The 15,365-nt window shown below is 68.1% G+C and carries 15 protein-coding genes; 6 read left to right on the plus strand and 9 right to left on the minus strand.

Annotated features, from left to right (window positions below):
* Window positions 1-3: 3 nt before the first annotated feature.
* Window positions 4-333 carry a hypothetical protein gene (locus ACLQ3C_RS16970; protein ID WP_425706261.1) on the minus strand — a complete coding sequence of 110 codons (330 nt, stop codon included), beginning with the start codon at window positions 331-333 and terminating at the stop codon, window positions 4-6.
* 33 nt (window positions 334-366) lie between these two features.
* Here ACLQ3C_RS16970 and ACLQ3C_RS16975 point away from each other — a divergent pair, with 33 nt between their 5' ends.
* The 3 genes from ACLQ3C_RS16975 to ACLQ3C_RS16985 all read left to right on the plus strand — a co-directional run bounded on the left by ACLQ3C_RS16975 (window position 367) and on the right by ACLQ3C_RS16985 (window position 2,429).
* Window positions 367-1,206, plus strand: coding sequence for a sulfurtransferase (locus ACLQ3C_RS16975; RefSeq protein WP_425706262.1), 840 nt, complete (start codon window positions 367-369; stop codon window positions 1,204-1,206).
* A gap of 2 nt (window positions 1,207-1,208) precedes the next feature.
* Entirely contained in the window at window positions 1,209-1,514 is a 306-nt protein-coding gene (locus ACLQ3C_RS16980) for a DUF1416 domain-containing protein (RefSeq protein ID WP_425706263.1), read from the plus strand.
* A gap of 243 nt (window positions 1,515-1,757) precedes the next feature.
* Complete coding sequence (locus ACLQ3C_RS16985; RefSeq protein ID WP_425706264.1) at window positions 1,758-2,429, plus strand: FABP family protein; 672 nt, start codon at window positions 1,758-1,760, stop codon at window positions 2,427-2,429.
* Window positions 2,430-2,462: 33 nt separating this feature from the next.
* Here the strand turns inward: ACLQ3C_RS16985 and ACLQ3C_RS16990 are convergent, their stop codons facing one another.
* The 7 genes from ACLQ3C_RS16990 to ACLQ3C_RS17020 all read right to left on the minus strand — a co-directional run bounded on the left by ACLQ3C_RS16990 (window position 2,463) and on the right by ACLQ3C_RS17020 (window position 11,710).
* On the minus strand, window positions 2,463-3,236 hold the full coding sequence (locus ACLQ3C_RS16990) for a hypothetical protein (protein ID WP_425706265.1): 774 nt from the start codon (window positions 3,234-3,236) through the stop codon (window positions 2,463-2,465).
* Window positions 3,237-3,327: 91 nt separating this feature from the next.
* On the minus strand, window positions 3,328-4,116 hold the full coding sequence (locus tag ACLQ3C_RS16995) for a hypothetical protein (RefSeq protein WP_425706266.1): 789 nt from the start codon (window positions 4,114-4,116) through the stop codon (window positions 3,328-3,330).
* 390 nt (window positions 4,117-4,506) lie between these two features.
* On the minus strand, window positions 4,507-6,225 hold the full coding sequence (cydC, locus tag ACLQ3C_RS17000) for a thiol reductant ABC exporter subunit CydC (RefSeq protein WP_425706314.1): 1,719 nt from the start codon (window positions 6,223-6,225) through the stop codon (window positions 4,507-4,509).
* A gap of 10 nt (window positions 6,226-6,235) precedes the next feature.
* Entirely contained in the window at window positions 6,236-7,915 is a 1,680-nt protein-coding gene (cydD, locus tag ACLQ3C_RS17005; protein ID WP_425706315.1) for a thiol reductant ABC exporter subunit CydD, read from the minus strand.
* Between the two features lie 8 nt (window positions 7,916-7,923).
* Entirely contained in the window at window positions 7,924-9,003 is a 1,080-nt protein-coding gene (gene cydB, locus ACLQ3C_RS17010) for a cytochrome d ubiquinol oxidase subunit II (protein ID WP_425706267.1), read from the minus strand.
* Window positions 9,004-9,014: 11 nt separating this feature from the next.
* Entirely contained in the window at window positions 9,015-10,607 is a 1,593-nt protein-coding gene (locus ACLQ3C_RS17015; protein ID WP_425706268.1) for a cytochrome ubiquinol oxidase subunit I, read from the minus strand.
* 212 nt (window positions 10,608-10,819) lie between these two features.
* On the minus strand, window positions 10,820-11,710 hold the full coding sequence (locus tag ACLQ3C_RS17020) for an aminodeoxychorismate lyase (protein WP_425706269.1): 891 nt from the start codon (window positions 11,708-11,710) through the stop codon (window positions 10,820-10,822).
* 98 nt (window positions 11,711-11,808) lie between these two features.
* Between ACLQ3C_RS17020 and ACLQ3C_RS17025 the strand changes: the two genes are divergently transcribed.
* From ACLQ3C_RS17025 to ACLQ3C_RS17035, 3 genes are all read left to right on the plus strand, one after another.
* A complete protein-coding gene (locus ACLQ3C_RS17025; protein ID WP_425706270.1) occupies window positions 11,809-13,026 on the plus strand; it encodes a YgfZ/GcvT domain-containing protein in 1,218 nt (405 codons plus the stop codon).
* A gap of 17 nt (window positions 13,027-13,043) precedes the next feature.
* A complete protein-coding gene (locus ACLQ3C_RS17030; RefSeq protein ID WP_425706271.1) occupies window positions 13,044-13,718 on the plus strand; it encodes an MOSC domain-containing protein in 675 nt (224 codons plus the stop codon).
* A 170-nt stretch (window positions 13,719-13,888) separates the two neighbouring features.
* Window positions 13,889-14,065, plus strand: coding sequence for a DUF3073 domain-containing protein (locus tag ACLQ3C_RS17035; protein ID WP_425706272.1), 177 nt, complete (start codon window positions 13,889-13,891; stop codon window positions 14,063-14,065).
* Window positions 14,066-14,254: 189 nt separating this feature from the next.
* Here the strand turns inward: ACLQ3C_RS17035 and purM are convergent, their stop codons facing one another.
* Entirely contained in the window at window positions 14,255-15,310 is a 1,056-nt protein-coding gene (gene purM / locus ACLQ3C_RS17040) for a phosphoribosylformylglycinamidine cyclo-ligase (protein WP_425706316.1), read from the minus strand.
* Window positions 15,311-15,365: the final 55 nt, after the last annotated feature.

Raw genomic sequence — 15,365 nt, forward strand, 5'->3', positions numbered from 1 at the left:
CGATCACAACCCCTGCACGCCGGGGACGCGCTTGTGGTCGACGGCGATCGCTGTTGTACCCTCGTGGGCATGCAACAGCGCCGTGAGTTGATGCTCACCCGCCGCCGGGCGATCGACTTCTGTCGCGTCGCCGACTGTTGCTGTCGCCAGACGATGTGATCGTCCCGCCGCGCGGGCACGTTCACCCGATGCCGGTCCCAGGTGCAGGCGCATCTCCCATGACGGCGCCGCCCGCCGCGTCTGCTCCCGTCCGTCATCATCTGCCGAAGTCATCGCATATTCGACGCCGACGCCTTCATCGCTGTTTCGATCTACACCGTTTTTCATCTCCACAAGCCGATACCCACATCTACGGGAGGAATACCCATGGCACGTTCCGACGTCCTGGTCAGCGCTGATTGGGCTGAGCAGAACCTGCACACCGACAAGGTCGTCTTCGTCGAGGTCGACGAGGACACCAGCGCCTACGACGGCGGCCACATCGAGGGCGCGGTCAAGCTCGACTGGAAGACCGACCTGCAGGATCCGGTCCGCCGCGACTTCGTCGATCGCGAGCAGTTCTCCAAGCTGCTCTCCGAGCGCGGCATCGCCAATGACGACACCGTCGTTCTCTACGGCGGCAACAACAACTGGTTCGCCGCCTACGCCTACTGGTACTTCAAGCTGTACGGCCACCAGGACGTGAAGCTGCTCGACGGTGGCCGCAAGAAGTGGGAGCTCGACGGCCGGCCGCTCTCGACCGAGACCGTGAGCCGCCCGGCCACCGAATACAAGGCCGCCGACCCGGACAACTCGATCCGCGCCTTCCGCGACGAGATCGTCGACGCCATCGGCGTCAAGAACCTCGTCGACGTGCGCAGCCCGGACGAGTTCTCGGGCAAGATCCTCGCGCCGGCCCACCTGCCGCAGGAGCAGAGCCAGCGTCCCGGCCACATCCCCAGCGCCATCAACGTGCCGTGGAGCAAGGCCGCCAACGAGGACGGCACCTTCAAGAGCGACGCGGACCTCGCCGAGCTCTACAAGGAGGCCGGTCTCGACGGCGACAAGGAGACCATCGCCTACTGCCGCATCGGCGAGCGTTCCAGCCACACCTGGTTCGTTCTGCAGGAGCTGCTGGGCCACAACAACGTCAAGAACTACGACGGCAGCTGGACCGAATACGGCTCACTCGTCGGTGTTCCGGTCGAATTGGGAGAAGGTAAGTAATCATGTGCGCTGCACCCAAACAAGGACAGAGGCTGCCCGCGGGCGTCGACGTCGAGAAGGAGACCGTCCTGACCGGACAGGTCACCGACAACTCCGGTAGCCCGGTCGCCGGTGCCTTCGTCCGGCTGCTCGACAACACCGGCGAGTTCACCGCCGAGGTCGTCGCCAGCCCGACCGGCGACTTCCGCTTCTTCGCCGCGCCCGGCACGTGGACGCTGCGTGCGCTGAGCTCGGTCGGCAACGGCGACGTCACCGTCAGCCCCGACGGACCGGGCGTGCACACGCACGACATCACCGTCAGCAAGTAGTTCCCCCTGCACGGCCCGAGGGCCCGGCCACCCACACGGTGGCCGGGCCCTCGTGCTCGTGCCGGGGTGTCTTTCGTCGGCGTGATCCGTGCGTCACTCGGCAGGTCCGGCGACGTCCGGGTACATGTCGGGGGGTAAACTCCGACGCGTGGTCCTCTTCTTCGAAATCCTGCTGGGTCTGGCCTCGCTGCTGATCGTGTGGTTCGCGCTGTACGTCATCTACCGCCTGGTCAACGACGAATCGTGACCCTGCCACCCGACGGGCAACCCGACGCCGAAGGCGTATCGGTGCCGCTGCGTTCGGGCGACGAGGCGATCTCCGAGGCCGAGTCCAGAGCAGCCGAGTCCGGCAGTCGCGAACGCAACACCCCGTCATGGGACGATCTGCCGTTGCCCGCCGACACGGCCAACCTGCGCCTCGGCGCCGACCTCCATCCGGGCTTGCTGGCATTGCTGCCGATGGTCGGGGTGTGGCGCGGTGAGGGCGAGGGCCACGACCCGGTCAGCGGCGCCGACTACCACTTCGCCCAGCAGATCGTCGTCAGCCATGACGGCCAGAACTTCCTCAACTGGGAAGCGCGTTCCTGGGTCATCGACGAAGACGGCAACTACCTCCGCCCCGATCAGCGGGAGTCCGGTTTCTGGCGCATCGGCGACGACGACGCCATCGAACTGCTCCTGGCGCACGCCGAGGGTTCGATCGAGTTGTACTACGGCCGCCCGCTCAACCAGACATCCTGGAACCTCACCACCGACGTCGTCATCCGCACCGAATCCGGTAAGCACACCGGCGGCGCCAAGCGTCTGTACGGGGTCGTGTCCGACGGTGACCTCGCCTACGTCGAAGAGCGAGTCGACGCCGAGGGCGACCTCACCCCACGACTCTCGGCCAAGCTGCGTCGGCACGTCGGCTGAGCTGCCGATCTCGAACGTTGCGGCCCCCGCCCCTCACACCGAAGGCGGTGGGTAGCCGGGCTGTGCGTAACCGGGCTGGGGGTAGACAGGTTCGGGGTAGGCGGGCTGTGTGTACGCGGGGACCGGCACCGGGGCCTTGCCGCCCCAGATGATTCCACCGATCGCCAGCAGCACGACCGCGACGCCGAGCACGACGTTCAGGATCGCCGACGGTCCGGCCGAGAACGTGTAGTGGGCATCGACGTACTGCGACGACCGATCGTCGAAGGTGGCGACCACCAGCGACGGATCGACGACCGCCGCCGTCGCAACGCCCGCACCGATGATCCCGAACACCATGTTCACCACCGCGAACCCGCGCCGGGCGACGTTGCACAGGATGAGGATCGACGACAGCAGCGTCGGGAACAGGATGAGCAGGGGCAGCAGCACACCCGGGAAGATGACCGCCTCGGCGCCGCCGATGAGCGGCAGCCCCTCACCCTGCGACGTCCAGTGGCCCCAACCGCTGAAGGTGGAGTCACCCGCACCGATGCGGGTCACCGTCGCGAAGGTGAGGAAGCCGAAAAGCATGATCAGCAACCACGCGAGCATCGTGCACGCAGCGAACGTCCTTGTCAGCGCAACGTGTCGCAGCGGCGGCTTCGGGGCCGGCACGTACGGTGCGGCACCGTAGGCACCGGGCATCCCGTAGCCGCCCGGGTACCCGACGCCACCCCACGGCTGCCCGGCCGGCGGAACCCCCTGTGGGAGGGGGTACTGCTGCTGCGGATACGGATTCGGATAAGGGGTCCCCGGTTCGGTCACCGCGCATACGCTACCGGCAATCCCTCCGGCCCACCCGGAGTGCCGATCAGTATGACGATTTGTCCGGTTTCCGGGGGAAACGTCATACACGTCAGCGGCGTACGTGGATGACGTCGACGACGACCGGCCGCCCGGCTTCCCGAGCCGCCTGCACGTAGTGGATACCCGCTCCCGCCGGGATCGGAATCGATTCCCCGGGAAGCGCGACGACGAGGTCGAAGGCGCCGCCGAGTCCGGTCATCAACACGGCGATGCGCCGCTCCCCGCGATTGTGCACCACGGCCATTCCGTGGACGCTCTCGCAGAAGACACCTGCGTCTGCGGCGCTGCGCGGACCGCGGGCGTTGCGGGAGCCTGCCCCCGAGGGGTTCACGTCGGATCGGCGCACCTCGCTCGTCGGCGCGGGCGAGTAGGGCGTCCAGAACTCGTCGGCACCCGGCATCTGCGACCAGTCGACCTCGTCGGCTCGCGGTGGATGCACGAGGACGCACGGCTCGCCGTCGTCGACGATCTGCCCGACGACGACCGGCCGTCCACCGCGGCGCTCGCCCTGCAGGATGTGGAACTCGTTGTCCGGCAATGCCGCCGACGTCCCGCTCGGCAGCATCGTCAATCGCGCGTCCGTTGTTCCGGCGAACCCGGGAATCGAGAGCACCGCCAGATCGCGGCCTCCGCGATTGTGCAGGGTCAGGTGCGAATCCGCACGCCGCGGCGTCAGCGAATAGCACAACCCGCCCGCATAGCCGGCGAGCCAGTTGCCTGCGCCGTCGTCGGTCCAGTCGCAGTCGCCCGGAGACAGGAACCGGGACGGCCGGGCGAGCGGTACGTCGAATTCGCGGGTGGCCACTGCGGTGAGAGTGGTGCTCACGCGGCTGTTCATGATGGCTCCTGTGTCCGTGTGCTGATGCCTGGTATCAGTCCACGTCGTCAGCACCGCCGGAACACGAGTAGCGCACTACCTGAACGTTGCCTGAGTAGGACGCACACGAAGCGGGTAGAAACGGGGCCGCACATGAAGCGACCCCCGCACCGCCCGAGTGCTCGGGCCGGTCGACCGGACCAGGTCGGGTGCGGGGGTCGGGTGACCAACTGGTATTCGCCGATACGGTGGATCGATCAGTGGATATCAGATGGATCTCCGCGTCAGCGGATGGTCACCTCACATGTCCGTTTGCCAATCAACTTCGGACCACCTCCTTCCGTGTGTACCGACGAAACTACGCCGCGTTCCGAAGTCCGGCAACGCAATTTCCGACCGCCCTGCCGACTCTCACGCCGGGCCCGCGCCGAGGTCGACGACCGAGGTGGACCGGGGCGGATGCGCTGGCAATTGGTGGGTGACGACCACGACGGTGCGGTCGGGACCGAAGAGCCCCGACGACGGGTCGAGTAGCCGGTCGAGGAGCCGGGCCGCGTCGGCGGCATCGAGGTGTTCGGTCGGCTCGTCGAGCAGGACGACCGGTGCGCGATGCACCAGTGCACGCGCGAGCAGCACGCGGCGGCGCTGCCCGCCGCTGAGTGCTTCCGAACCACCGGTGAGCTCGGTGTCGAGTCCCGCCGGTAGTTCGGCCACCCAATCGGACAGGCCCACCGCGGACAGCGACGCGGTCATCTCCTCGAGCGTCACGTCGCCGCGGGCCACCCGCAGATTCTCCGCCAGCGAGGTGGAGAAGATGTGCGCTTCCTCGGCGAAATAGCAGGTCGCCGAACGCACATCGATCGTGGAATGGTTCTCGTCGACGGCGGTCACCCGGCCGCTGCGCGCGTCGAGCAGCCCGGCCATCGTGAGCAGCAACGTCGACTTGCCGATGCCGCTGGGCCCGACGACCGCCATCCGTGAACCCGGGGGCAACGTCTGGGTCAGACCGGCGTCCGGACCGAGCACCGTGTTCGCCGACCACCCCCAGCGCAGCGCGTCGAGTACCAACGTCGCCGGACCGGGATGGACCACGACGTCGTCGATCGCCGAATCGGCAATCACCTTGTCCGACATCGGTTCCCGGCCGGAACGTGCGGCGTCGACGAGCGCCATCACCCGCGCTGCGCTCTGCCGACTGCGTTCGAGCGCGATGCCCGCCTCGGTCAGCGGCGCCGTCGACTCGAATGACGAGAGCGGCAACAGGATCAGCACGCCGAGCACCATCGGGGTCAGCAGCCCGGAGCTACTCGACACGTCCGCGAGCGAACCACCGACGTCGGATGCCAGCCCGATCCCGATCAGAGCGGCGGCGACGAGTGACGCCCCCATCGACAACGGGGTGGCCGCGGCGGCCAGGGCCTGCACACGTTCACCGCGGTCGGCGGCGGCGATCGCATCGGCATCGGCGCGCCGGGCCGCCGCCAGCACCCTGCCACGTCGCCCGGCGACAACCAGTTCGGGTGCATGCCACAACGCGGTGGTGGTGGCCTCCGCGGACCGGTTGCCTGCCGCGGCACCATCGGTGATGGCCCGCTCGGATCCCCGCGCCGCCAGCCACGGGGCCACGACCCCGGAAACGATCAACGCGATCGCGAGCACGAGAGCTGCCCAACCCGACACCGTCGCCATGATCGCCACCGCCGCCACCGACGTGGTCAATCCGACCCCGATCGGCACGAAGCCGCGGATCAACGCGTTCCCGATCTCGTCGACGTCGTCACCGGTCCGGGTCAGCAGATCCCCGCGGCGCAGCGTCACCGAATAGGCCGGCGAGCCCGACGCCAGGGCCACATACACACGTTCCCGTGCACTCGCCATCGCGCCGAGCGCGAGGTCGTGGGTGGCCAGCCGCTCCAGATATCGGAACAGTCCGCGCGAGATACCCAGTGCCCGAACGGCAGTGATCGCCACCGACAGATACAGCACCGGCGGCATCTGCCAGGCCCGAGTGATCAGCCACGCCGAGAGCGCCGCGAGTCCGAGCGCCGAGAGCGCCCCGGCCACCCCGAGCAGCAGTGACTGCAGCAGTGGCCGGGTGCGCAGTCCGAGGAAACCCAGCGCGCGAATCAGTGGGTCGGGTTCAGCGGACACCGATCACCTCCGGTAGCTCGATCACCCGGTCGGCGTACGCGCGGGCCACCGCGCGGTGTGCGACGACGACGACGGTATCGCCGGCGTGCGCGCGGGCCGCCAGTGCGGAGAGCACCGACGCCTCGCTCGCCGCGTCGAGATGTGCGGTCGGCTCGTCGAGCAACAACAGCGGCGACGGCGACGCCAGCACGCGCGTGAGCGCGAGCCGCTGCCGCTGCCCCGCCGACAGGCCCACTCCCCCGCCGCCGAGCACCGTGGCGCTGCCATCGGGAAGTGACGCGAGCACTGCGTCGAAACCCGTTGCCGCCGAAGCACGCGCGAGCGCCTCCGAATCCAGCGCACCGAACACGGCGAGATTGTCGGCGACGGTGCCGGGCACCACAACCGGCTGTTGCGGCAGCCACGCCACCTGCTCGTGGTAGGCGGCCGGATCGAGTTCGGCCACCGAGATCGAGCCGACGAGCACCGACCCCTCGTCCGGGGCGACGAGCCCGAGGATCGCGGCGATGGCGGTCGACTTGCCCGACCCGTTGGGTCCGGTGAGCACAGTCAGCGCAGCCGGGTCAGCAGTCGCCGACAACTCGTACGGCGCCCAGCCGTCCCGCCCGTGGACACCCACGTCGAGTAGTCGGATCGGTTCGCCGGCCACGGTGCAGGTGCGCGACCGTGCGCCCGCCGTCGGGCCCGTGCCGGTTTCGATGAGATCGATGACCTCGGCGGCGGCGGCCATCCCATCGGTGGAATTGTGGAACTGCGCGCCGACCTGACGCAACGGCAAATAGGCCTCCGGCGCCAGGATGAGCGCGAGAATGCCTGCGTACAAGGACATCTCGCCGGTCACCAGGCGCAGGCCGATGCCGACGGCGACCAGCGCCACACTGATGGTCGCCAGGAATTCCAGCACCCCACCCGAGAGGAACGCCACCCGTAGCGACGACATCGAACTCCGCCGGTGCGCCTGCCCCAGGTCGGCGACCTGCCGTGCGGGTGCGCGTGCGCGATTGAGCGCGCGCAGCGTCGGCAACCCCGCCACCAGGTCGAGCAGTTGTGCACTCAGCCGGCTCATCGTCGCGAGTTTGCGCTGCGTGCGTTCGCGCGTCATCTTGCCGATGAGGATCATGAACAGCGGGATCAGGGGCAGCGTGATCACGATGATCACCGCCGACGGCCAGTCGGTGACGGCGACGACGGCGAGCACCGTCGGGGTGACCAGCACCGTCACGATCAGGGCGGGCACATATCCGGATAGGTACGGACCCAGTGCGCCGAGCCCGCGTAGCAGCACCGTCGTCGCATGTTCGCGGCGACGCACCAACTCGCGCGGCGGCGTCCGGTCGGGGTCGGTGAGGGCGTCGAGCGCCTGGGCGCGCAGTTCGGCGATCGCCGACGCCGATGCCCGGTGCGCATACCGATCGTGTCCGAACGACGCGATCACCCGAACCACCAACGCGCCCAGCAGTATCCACAGGTGTCCCGACTGCGCGGCCAGGCTGCGTCGCGACGGATCGGTGACGAGCTCGGAGAGTACCGAGGCCGTCATCGCCGCGATGACGATCACCGCGACGGTGGTCACCGCGGCGAGTATCGCGGTCACCACCACGTAACGCCGGGTGACGCGTGAGTACCGCAGCAGCCGGGGATCGATCGGCGGGCCGGCCCGGCGCGTCACGCCGGCGGCTACTGCCACGCCTTCAGCGACGACAGTCCCGCAGGCATCGGGATCTGTTCGATGCTGATCCGCTTGCGGAACACCCAGTAGGTCCAGGCCTGATACGCGATGACCAGCGGCGTCATGATGACGGCGGCGATGGTCATGACGGTCAGGGTGTAACTACTGGACGAGGTGTTCGCGATGGTCAGGTTGTATGCCGAATCCGTGCTCGACGGAAGGACATTCGGGAACAACACCGCGAACAAGGTGGATACGGTGGCGGCGATCGCGATGCAGTTCGCCACGAACGCGAGGCCCTCCCGCTGCATCTGGGTCGCCACCACCATCACGACCGCGGCGACGGCGGCGATCACCACCGGAATCCATGTCCAGCCGTTACCGTACGCGAACTGCGTCCACAGCAGGAACACGGCGGCGACCACCAGCGTCGGGATCGCGAGCACCTTGGCGTATCGCATCGCGTCCCGTTGCATGACCCCGGCGGTCTTGAGCCCCAGGAACACTGCGCCGTGGGTCAAGAAGGCCAGCAACGTCGTCGCCCCACCGAGCAGCGCATAGGGATTGAGCAGATTGAAGAACCCGCCCGTGTACTGGTGTTGCGCATCGATCGGCAGACCGCGGACCACGTTCGCGAAGGCGACACCCCACAGGATCGCCGGAATCCACGAGCCCAGACCGATACCCACGTCGCACCACTGCCGCCAGCGGCGGGTGTTGATCTTGCTGCGCCACTCGATGGCGACGACGCGCACGATCAGCCCGATCAGGATGAGGAACAGCGGCAGGTAGAAAGCGCTGAACATCGTTGCGTACCAACCACCGAACGCCGCGAACAGTGCACCGCCGGCGGTGATCAGCCACACCTCGTTGCCGTCCCACACGGGGCCGATCGTGTTGAGCAGGACCCGCCGGCGCTTGTCGGGGTCGGCGGCGTCGTCCTGCGGCGAGACCGACTCGTCGCCGCCGGTGTGGCTCGCGCCGAGGAACGGCATGAGCATCCCGACGCCGAAGTCGAAGCCCTCGAGGACGAAGTAGCCCACGAACAGGACCGCGACCAGAATGAACCAGAAGTTTTCCAGAGCCATCTGCCCACTCCTCAGTACGCGAACGAAAGCTGTTTGGGCTCATCGGAATCGGAGTCGTCGGACTCCACCTCCGGAGCGATGTGGTCATAGGCGGACGGGCCCTCGACGGCGTACCGGCGTTGCAGGAGGAACCAGATCACCCCGAGCCCGCCGTAGATCGCGGTGAAACCGATCAGGGTGACCCAGAGGATCGGTGGGGTGTGGTTGGAGACACCGTCCTGCACGAGCATGTGGATCCGGAGCGGGTCCAGGTTGTCCTCCCAGTTGGGCGCGACCACCCACGGCTGCCGGCCCATCTCGGTGAAGATCCACCCGGATGCGTTGGCCAGGAACGGCGTCGGGATCATCCACAGGGCCAGCAGGCCCAGGCGTCTGGATTCGACCACCCGCTTGCGTCTGGTCAGCCACAGTCCGCCGAAGGCCACGACGACCGAACCCAGCGCCCAGGTGATCATGGCGCGGAAGCCCCAGTAGGTGACGAACAGGTTGGGGGCGAAGTTCTGCCCCGGCATGTTCAGCGCCTCCTGATACTGCTTCTGCAGCTGGTTCACGCCCTGCAGCGTCTCGCCGAACCGGTGCGACGCCAGGAACGAGAGCATGCCGGGGATCTCGACGAGGTGATCGATGTGGTCGCAATTGTTCTGCCGGCCGATCGACAGGACCGAGAATCCGGCATTGGTCGCGGTGTCGCACAACGATTCCGCCGAGGCCATCTTCATCGGCTGCTGTTTGAACATGATCTCCGCCTGGACGTCCCCGGTGATCAGCAGCAGCACGCCGGACACGATCGTCACCCAGCACGCGAACCGGGTCACCGGCCGCCAGAGCCGGTGCGCGTCGCGCTCGAGATCCTCCGGGGTGGCATCGATCTGGCTGGGTGAGGTCGTCTTCGGCAGACCGGACGCGACCGGCTCGGCACCCGGCTCCTGCGTCCCGACGTTGTCGATGACCTCGCGCAACTTCTTGGCGCGCCACATGTTTCGCGACATCCACCAGATGCCGATCGCGCCGACGAAGGTTCCCGCGGTGAGCCAGGCACCGGCGATGACGTGCGGGAAGGCGGCAAGGGTGGTGTTGTTGGTGATGAGGGCCCAGAAGTCGTTCATGGCCGGACGGTTGCGCGTCTCGTCCCATCTGACGCCGACCGGGTGCTGCATGAACGAATTGGCGGCGATGATGAAGTACGCCGAGGCGGTGACGCCGATCGCGACCAGCCAGATGGTGGCCAGGTGGACCCGGCGCGGGAGTCGCGACCAGCCGAAGATCCACAAGCCCAGGAACGTCGACTCGAGGAAGAAGGCGACGAGCCCCTCGAGCGCGAGCGGGGCGCCGAACACGTCGGCGACGTAGCGGCTGTATTCGCTCCAGTTCATCCCGAACTGGAACTCCTGGACGATGCCGGTGGCGACGCCCAGCGCGAAGTTGATGAGGAACAGCTTCCCGAAGAACTTGGTGGCGCGTAGCCACTGCTCGTTACCGGTCCGGTGCCAGACGGTCTGCATGATCGCGATCATCGGGGCCAGGCCGATGGTCAGCGGCACGAAAAGGAAGTGATAGACGGTGGTGATACCGAACTGCCATCGGGACAAATCCAGAGCGTTCAACGTCGCCTCGAATCGTGGTCGTGCCCCGGACTGCGGGGCACGGGCTGGGCCGAAACCCGGCTACTACGGCATGTAGTAACCGTGTCGACGACGCTACCCCCGTTCACTGACGCGAACAAGCGACAAAAGTCCCGTCACCGGGGCTTTCGGGTGTGGTCCGGCTCTCTCCCGCCGAGACGGGCGACGCCCGCCATGTCGGCGGCAGAGATCCGTTACGGCCGGTCGGCCGACACCGCCCGGTCGACCAGCTCGACGAACTCCCCCGCCGACTCCGATGCGGTGAGCGGGTGGCCGTTGAGCGCGGTCACCCGTGCCGCGAGGGTGACGCTGCTGACCAGCCACACCGAATCCGACTCCAGCAGGTCGGCGGGACGCAGCATGCGGGTCTCGGTGTCCCATCCCTCCTCGGCGGCCAGCGCGAACGTCGCCACCTGGGTGGTACCGGGCAGAATCCCGATCTCGACGGGCGGGGTGACGAGCGTCTTCCCCATCACCGCGACCACCGTCGAACGCGGTCCCTCGAGCACCGCACCCTCACTGCTGGTGTAGATGACGTCGTCGTAGCCGTTGTCGGCGGCATGACGCAGCGCGGCCATGTTGCTCGCGTAGCTCAACGTCTTGGCGCCCAGCAGCTGCCACGGGGCATCACCGGCGACGTCGATCGAATATCCCCGGTCGAGGGTCACCACCGACACCCCCTTCGAGCGAGCCGCGGCAGCACGGTCGGCGACCGCGCCGACCGTCAGGAAGGCCGTCGGCCCGCCCGCCGCCTCCGTCCCAGCCGGCGCACTTTCTCGTCCCCGCGAATACACAAGGCGCAGTAGACCTTCGGCCGACTCGCCGGCCTGCTCGACCCAGGCCTCGGTCGCGACCTCGATCGCGAAACGCCACTCGTCGGCGTCGGGCTCGGGCAGTTCGAGCATCGCGGCACTACGGGCCAGACGCTGCAGATGCAACGAGACACAGCGCGCCCAGCCGTCGCGGATCAGCAAGGTCTCGAAGATGCCGTCGCCGCGCACCACGGCGAGATCATCGGCACACAAGAAGGGGGCGTCGGGGTCGAGGACGGTCCCGTCGAGGGACACCAGGATGGACTGCGGCATGACGCCACTTTAAGACGTGAACCGCCGCGCAGCGCGGCGTGCAACGGAGGTGTCGCGGCAGCCCCCTGGGATGCGGTGCGCCCGCGTAGACTCGCCGTGTGAGTCGCTCACCCATCCTGACCAGGTATTCCGGCGAAGGCGCGGTCGCCGCCCCGGCGACCGACACGTCTGAGCCGACCGCCACCGGCCTCGGTACCGAATCATCATCGGTGGCCTGGCATTACGGCGATCCGCTCGGTGAGCAGCGGGCCGCCACCCGCGGCGCCGTCCTCGTCGACCGCAGCGACCGTGCGGTCATCGAACTGTCCGGCCCCGAACGCCTCACCTGGCTGAACACGATCTGCTCCCAACAGGTCGCCGGCCTGCCCGACCGGTCGAGCGCCGAGTCGTTGTCCCTCGACGCCAACGGCCGTGTCGAAGATCATTTCGTCCTCACCGACCTCGACGAGGTCACCTGGATCGACACCGAGGGCGCCCGCGGCGACGCCCTCGCGGGTTTTCTCACGAAGATGGTGTTCTGGGCCAAGGTGACCCCCGCGGCACGACCCGACCTCAAGGTTCTGACGCTGATCGGTCCCGACGTCCTGCACGGGCCGATCGCCGACCTCATCGAGATCGACCCCGCCGCCGTCCCCTATCAGGCCGGCGACCTGCCCGAATCGCACCACGAGGAAGAGCCGCTGGGCTTCTGGCGGATGATGCCGCCACTGTCCGAGGGTCCGCACAGCGACGCCGCGTTGCCGGTGGTCGATCTCGTGGTGCCCGAGTCGCTGCTGCTGCGATGGACCGAGCAACTCGTCGAGGCCGGTGCCCGCCTGGCCGGCAGCTGGGCGTTCGACGCGCTACGCGTCGCGGCGACGCGCCCGCGGGTGGGCGTCGACACCGACGACCGCACGATTCCCCAGGAGGCGCGCTGGATCGGCGGGCCCGAGATGTTCGGGGCCGTCCACCTCGACAAGGGCTGCTACCGCGGCCAGGAGACGGTGGCGCGGGTGCACAATCTCGGCAAGGCGCCGCGGCAACTGGTGCTACTGCACCTCGACGGCAGTTCCGATCTCCGCCCGGCACCGGGTACCCCCATCACCGCCGGTGGCCGCACCGTCGGGCGTGTCGGGACGGCCATCGACCACTTCGACCTCGGCCCGATCGCGTTGGGCCTCGTCAAGCGTGGGGTCGACGCCGACACCGAGCTCCTCATCGCCGGCGATGCCGACGAGGGTCCGGTCGCCGCGCGCATCGATCCGGACTCGGTGGACTCCGACGACCGCGTTCAGGCCGGCCGTGCCGCCATCGACCGCCTGCGTGGGCGTGCGTGAGGCGACCGGACGAGTCGATGAGCGATCTGGGCAGAATCCTCGCCGTCTGCTCGGTGCACGCCGACGTCGACCTCGGTAAGGCCGGCATCAGTGCCATCGACAAGCGCCCACAGACCGGGCGGGTGCGGGTCGGTGAGCTCGGATTGGTCACCGACCACGTATGTGACACCACCCACCACGGCGGTCACGATCAGGCCGTCTACGCCTACGACGAGCGCGAGGCGCGCCGATGGTCCGACGAACTCGGCCGCGAGCTGCCGTTCGGGTGGTTCGGTGAGAATCTGCGCGTCGACGGGCTCGCCGTCACCGACGCACTGGTCGGCGAACGTTGGCAGATCGGGCCGCCCGCCGATTCCGGCGACGGCCGTGCCCCCGGCGGCCTCGTCCTGGAAACCACGATTCCGCGCACCCCATGCCGGACGTTCGGCGCCTGGGCCGGCGAGCCGCAATGGGTCAAACGCTTCATGCAGGCCGGCGATGTGGGCGCCTATCTCCGGGTGCTCACACCCGGCACTGTCGGCGCGGGCGACCAGATCCGCGTCATCCACCGCCCCGAGCACGGCGTCACCGTTCGCGACCTGCTGACCGGCACCGATGCGCGGCTGCTGCGTGCCCTGCTGGCCGCCGACGACCTCCCGGGGAAAGTCCGCCGCGAGGCGAGCCGGCACCTGGTCCGCGCCGCCGAGGTCTGAGATCGAGGGCGGCCGAACAGCGTCCACAGCACTGCTCGGCGTGCCAACGCCGGGGCGGTCCGCGTAATCGTGAAACGCGCGCTAAACTGGTCCCCACGAGATACTCAACTACCGAGAGAACGGGGCCGCCACCAGTTTGGCCGCCCCGTCATTGTGCGAGGGGGTCCCATATGGGCCGCGGCCGGGCTAAAGCAAAGCAGACGAAGGTTGCTCGTCAGCTGAAGTACTCCACTCCCCAAACCGACTTCGACAGCTTGCAGCGCGAACTGTCCGGGTCGGCGGATCCGGCAGACCGCCCGGATCCGGTGGAGGAGTTGGTCGAAGAGGATGAGTGGCGTCGCGCCTGAGCGCGTACGCATCCACTCTTCGCTGCCGACACCTGACGCCACCGCCCCGGCGTCGTCACGCTTGGCTCCACCAGATCGAGTGCCCGCTCCGGCCGTCGGACGTCCCACCACCGGGCGTCCGGCGGCCGGAGCGTTGGTCGGTCTTCGGCGTCGAATCCGCGTCTTCTGGTGTCGGCTTTCGCCGACGACTCAGAAGCGCGAGTGCTCGCCGACGAGGTGGGCCAGGCCCGCTCCGCCCTTGGCTTCCGGATTGCGCTTGATGGTGCCCAGCACCCAATTGTCGACGTGGCGTGCGGTCAGCACGGCCTGCGCGCGGTCGGTGTCTTCGGGCGCCACCACGGCGACCATTCCGACACCCATGTTGAACGTGCGTTCCATTTCCGACTGCTCGACGCGGCCGCGCTGGCCGATCATCGCGAAAATCGGTGCGGGAGTCCAGGTGTTGCGCTCGAGCTCGGCGACCAGTCCGGACGGGATGACACGCGCCAGGTTCTCGGCGAGCCCGCCCCCGGTGATGTGTGCGAACGTCCGCACGTCGGTCTCGGCGGCCAGTGCGAGACAGTCACGGGCGTAGATGCGGGTGGGTTCGAGCAACTCCTCGCCGAGGGTGCGGCCGAACTCCTCGACATCCCCGCCGAGATCCATGTGACCCCAGTCGAGCAGCACCTTGCGCGCCAGCGAATACCCGTTGGAGTGCAGGCCCGACGAGCCCATCGCGATCACCGAGTCACCAGCCCGGACCTTGTCCGGGGAGAGCACCGCATCGGCCTCGACGACGCCGACGGCGGTCGCCGACAGGTCGTAGTGGTCATCACGCATCAACCCGGGGTGTTCGGCGGTCTCCCCGCCGAGCAACGCGCATCCGGCGATGACGCAACCGTCGGCAATGCCGGAGACGATCTCGGCGATCGTCTCCGGGACGACCTTGCCGATGGCGATGTAATCCTGCAGGAACAGCGGTTCGGCACCACACACGACCAGATCGTCGACACACATGGCGACGAGGTCTTGGCCGACGGTGTCGTGCTTACCCATTTCTTGTGCGACGGCGAGCTTCGTGCCGACACCGTCGCTGGCGGCCGCGAGGACCGGCTCACGGTAATTGCCCTTGAGGGCGAACAGACCCGAGAATCCGCCGAGCCCACCGAGGACCTCCGAGCGGGTGGCGCGTTTGGCGTGCGGCGCGATCAGCTCGACTGCGGCCTCGCCGGCATCGATGCTGACCCCGGCCCCCGCATAGGACATGCCATCGGACGTGGAGTTGATGTTCTCGGCCGGACCCGGTTCGTTCACGGATGAC

This window comes from Gordonia sp. DT30 (genome assembly GCF_049844915.1).
In the GTDB taxonomy this organism is placed as follows: Bacteria; Actinomycetota; Actinomycetes; order Mycobacteriales; family Mycobacteriaceae; genus Gordonia.

Bases quoted from the DNA above. Each gene is read 5' to 3' on its own strand.
- ACLQ3C_RS16975 (WP_425706262.1), top strand. From the start codon at position 367: ATGGCACGTTCCGACGTCCTGGTCAGCGCTGATTGGGCTGAGCAGAAC.
- ACLQ3C_RS16980 (WP_425706263.1), top strand. From the start codon at position 1,209: ATGTGCGCTGCACCCAAACAAGGACAGAGGCTGCCCGCGGGCGTCGAC.
- ACLQ3C_RS16995 (WP_425706266.1), bottom strand. From the start codon at position 4,116: ATGAACAGCCGCGTGAGCACCACTCTCACCGCAGTGGCCACCCGCGAA.
- cydB (WP_425706267.1), bottom strand. From the start codon at position 9,003: ATGGCTCTGGAAAACTTCTGGTTCATTCTGGTCGCGGTCCTGTTCGTG.
- ACLQ3C_RS17020 (WP_425706269.1), bottom strand. From the start codon at position 11,710: ATGCCGCAGTCCATCCTGGTGTCCCTCGACGGGACCGTCCTCGACCCC.
- ACLQ3C_RS17030 (WP_425706271.1), top strand. From the start codon at position 13,044: ATGAGCGATCTGGGCAGAATCCTCGCCGTCTGCTCGGTGCACGCCGAC.
- ACLQ3C_RS17035 (WP_425706272.1), top strand. From the start codon at position 13,889: ATGGGCCGCGGCCGGGCTAAAGCAAAGCAGACGAAGGTTGCTCGTCAG.
- purM (WP_425706316.1), bottom strand. From the start codon at position 15,310: ATGTCCTATGCGGGGGCCGGGGTCAGCATCGATGCCGGCGAGGCCGCA.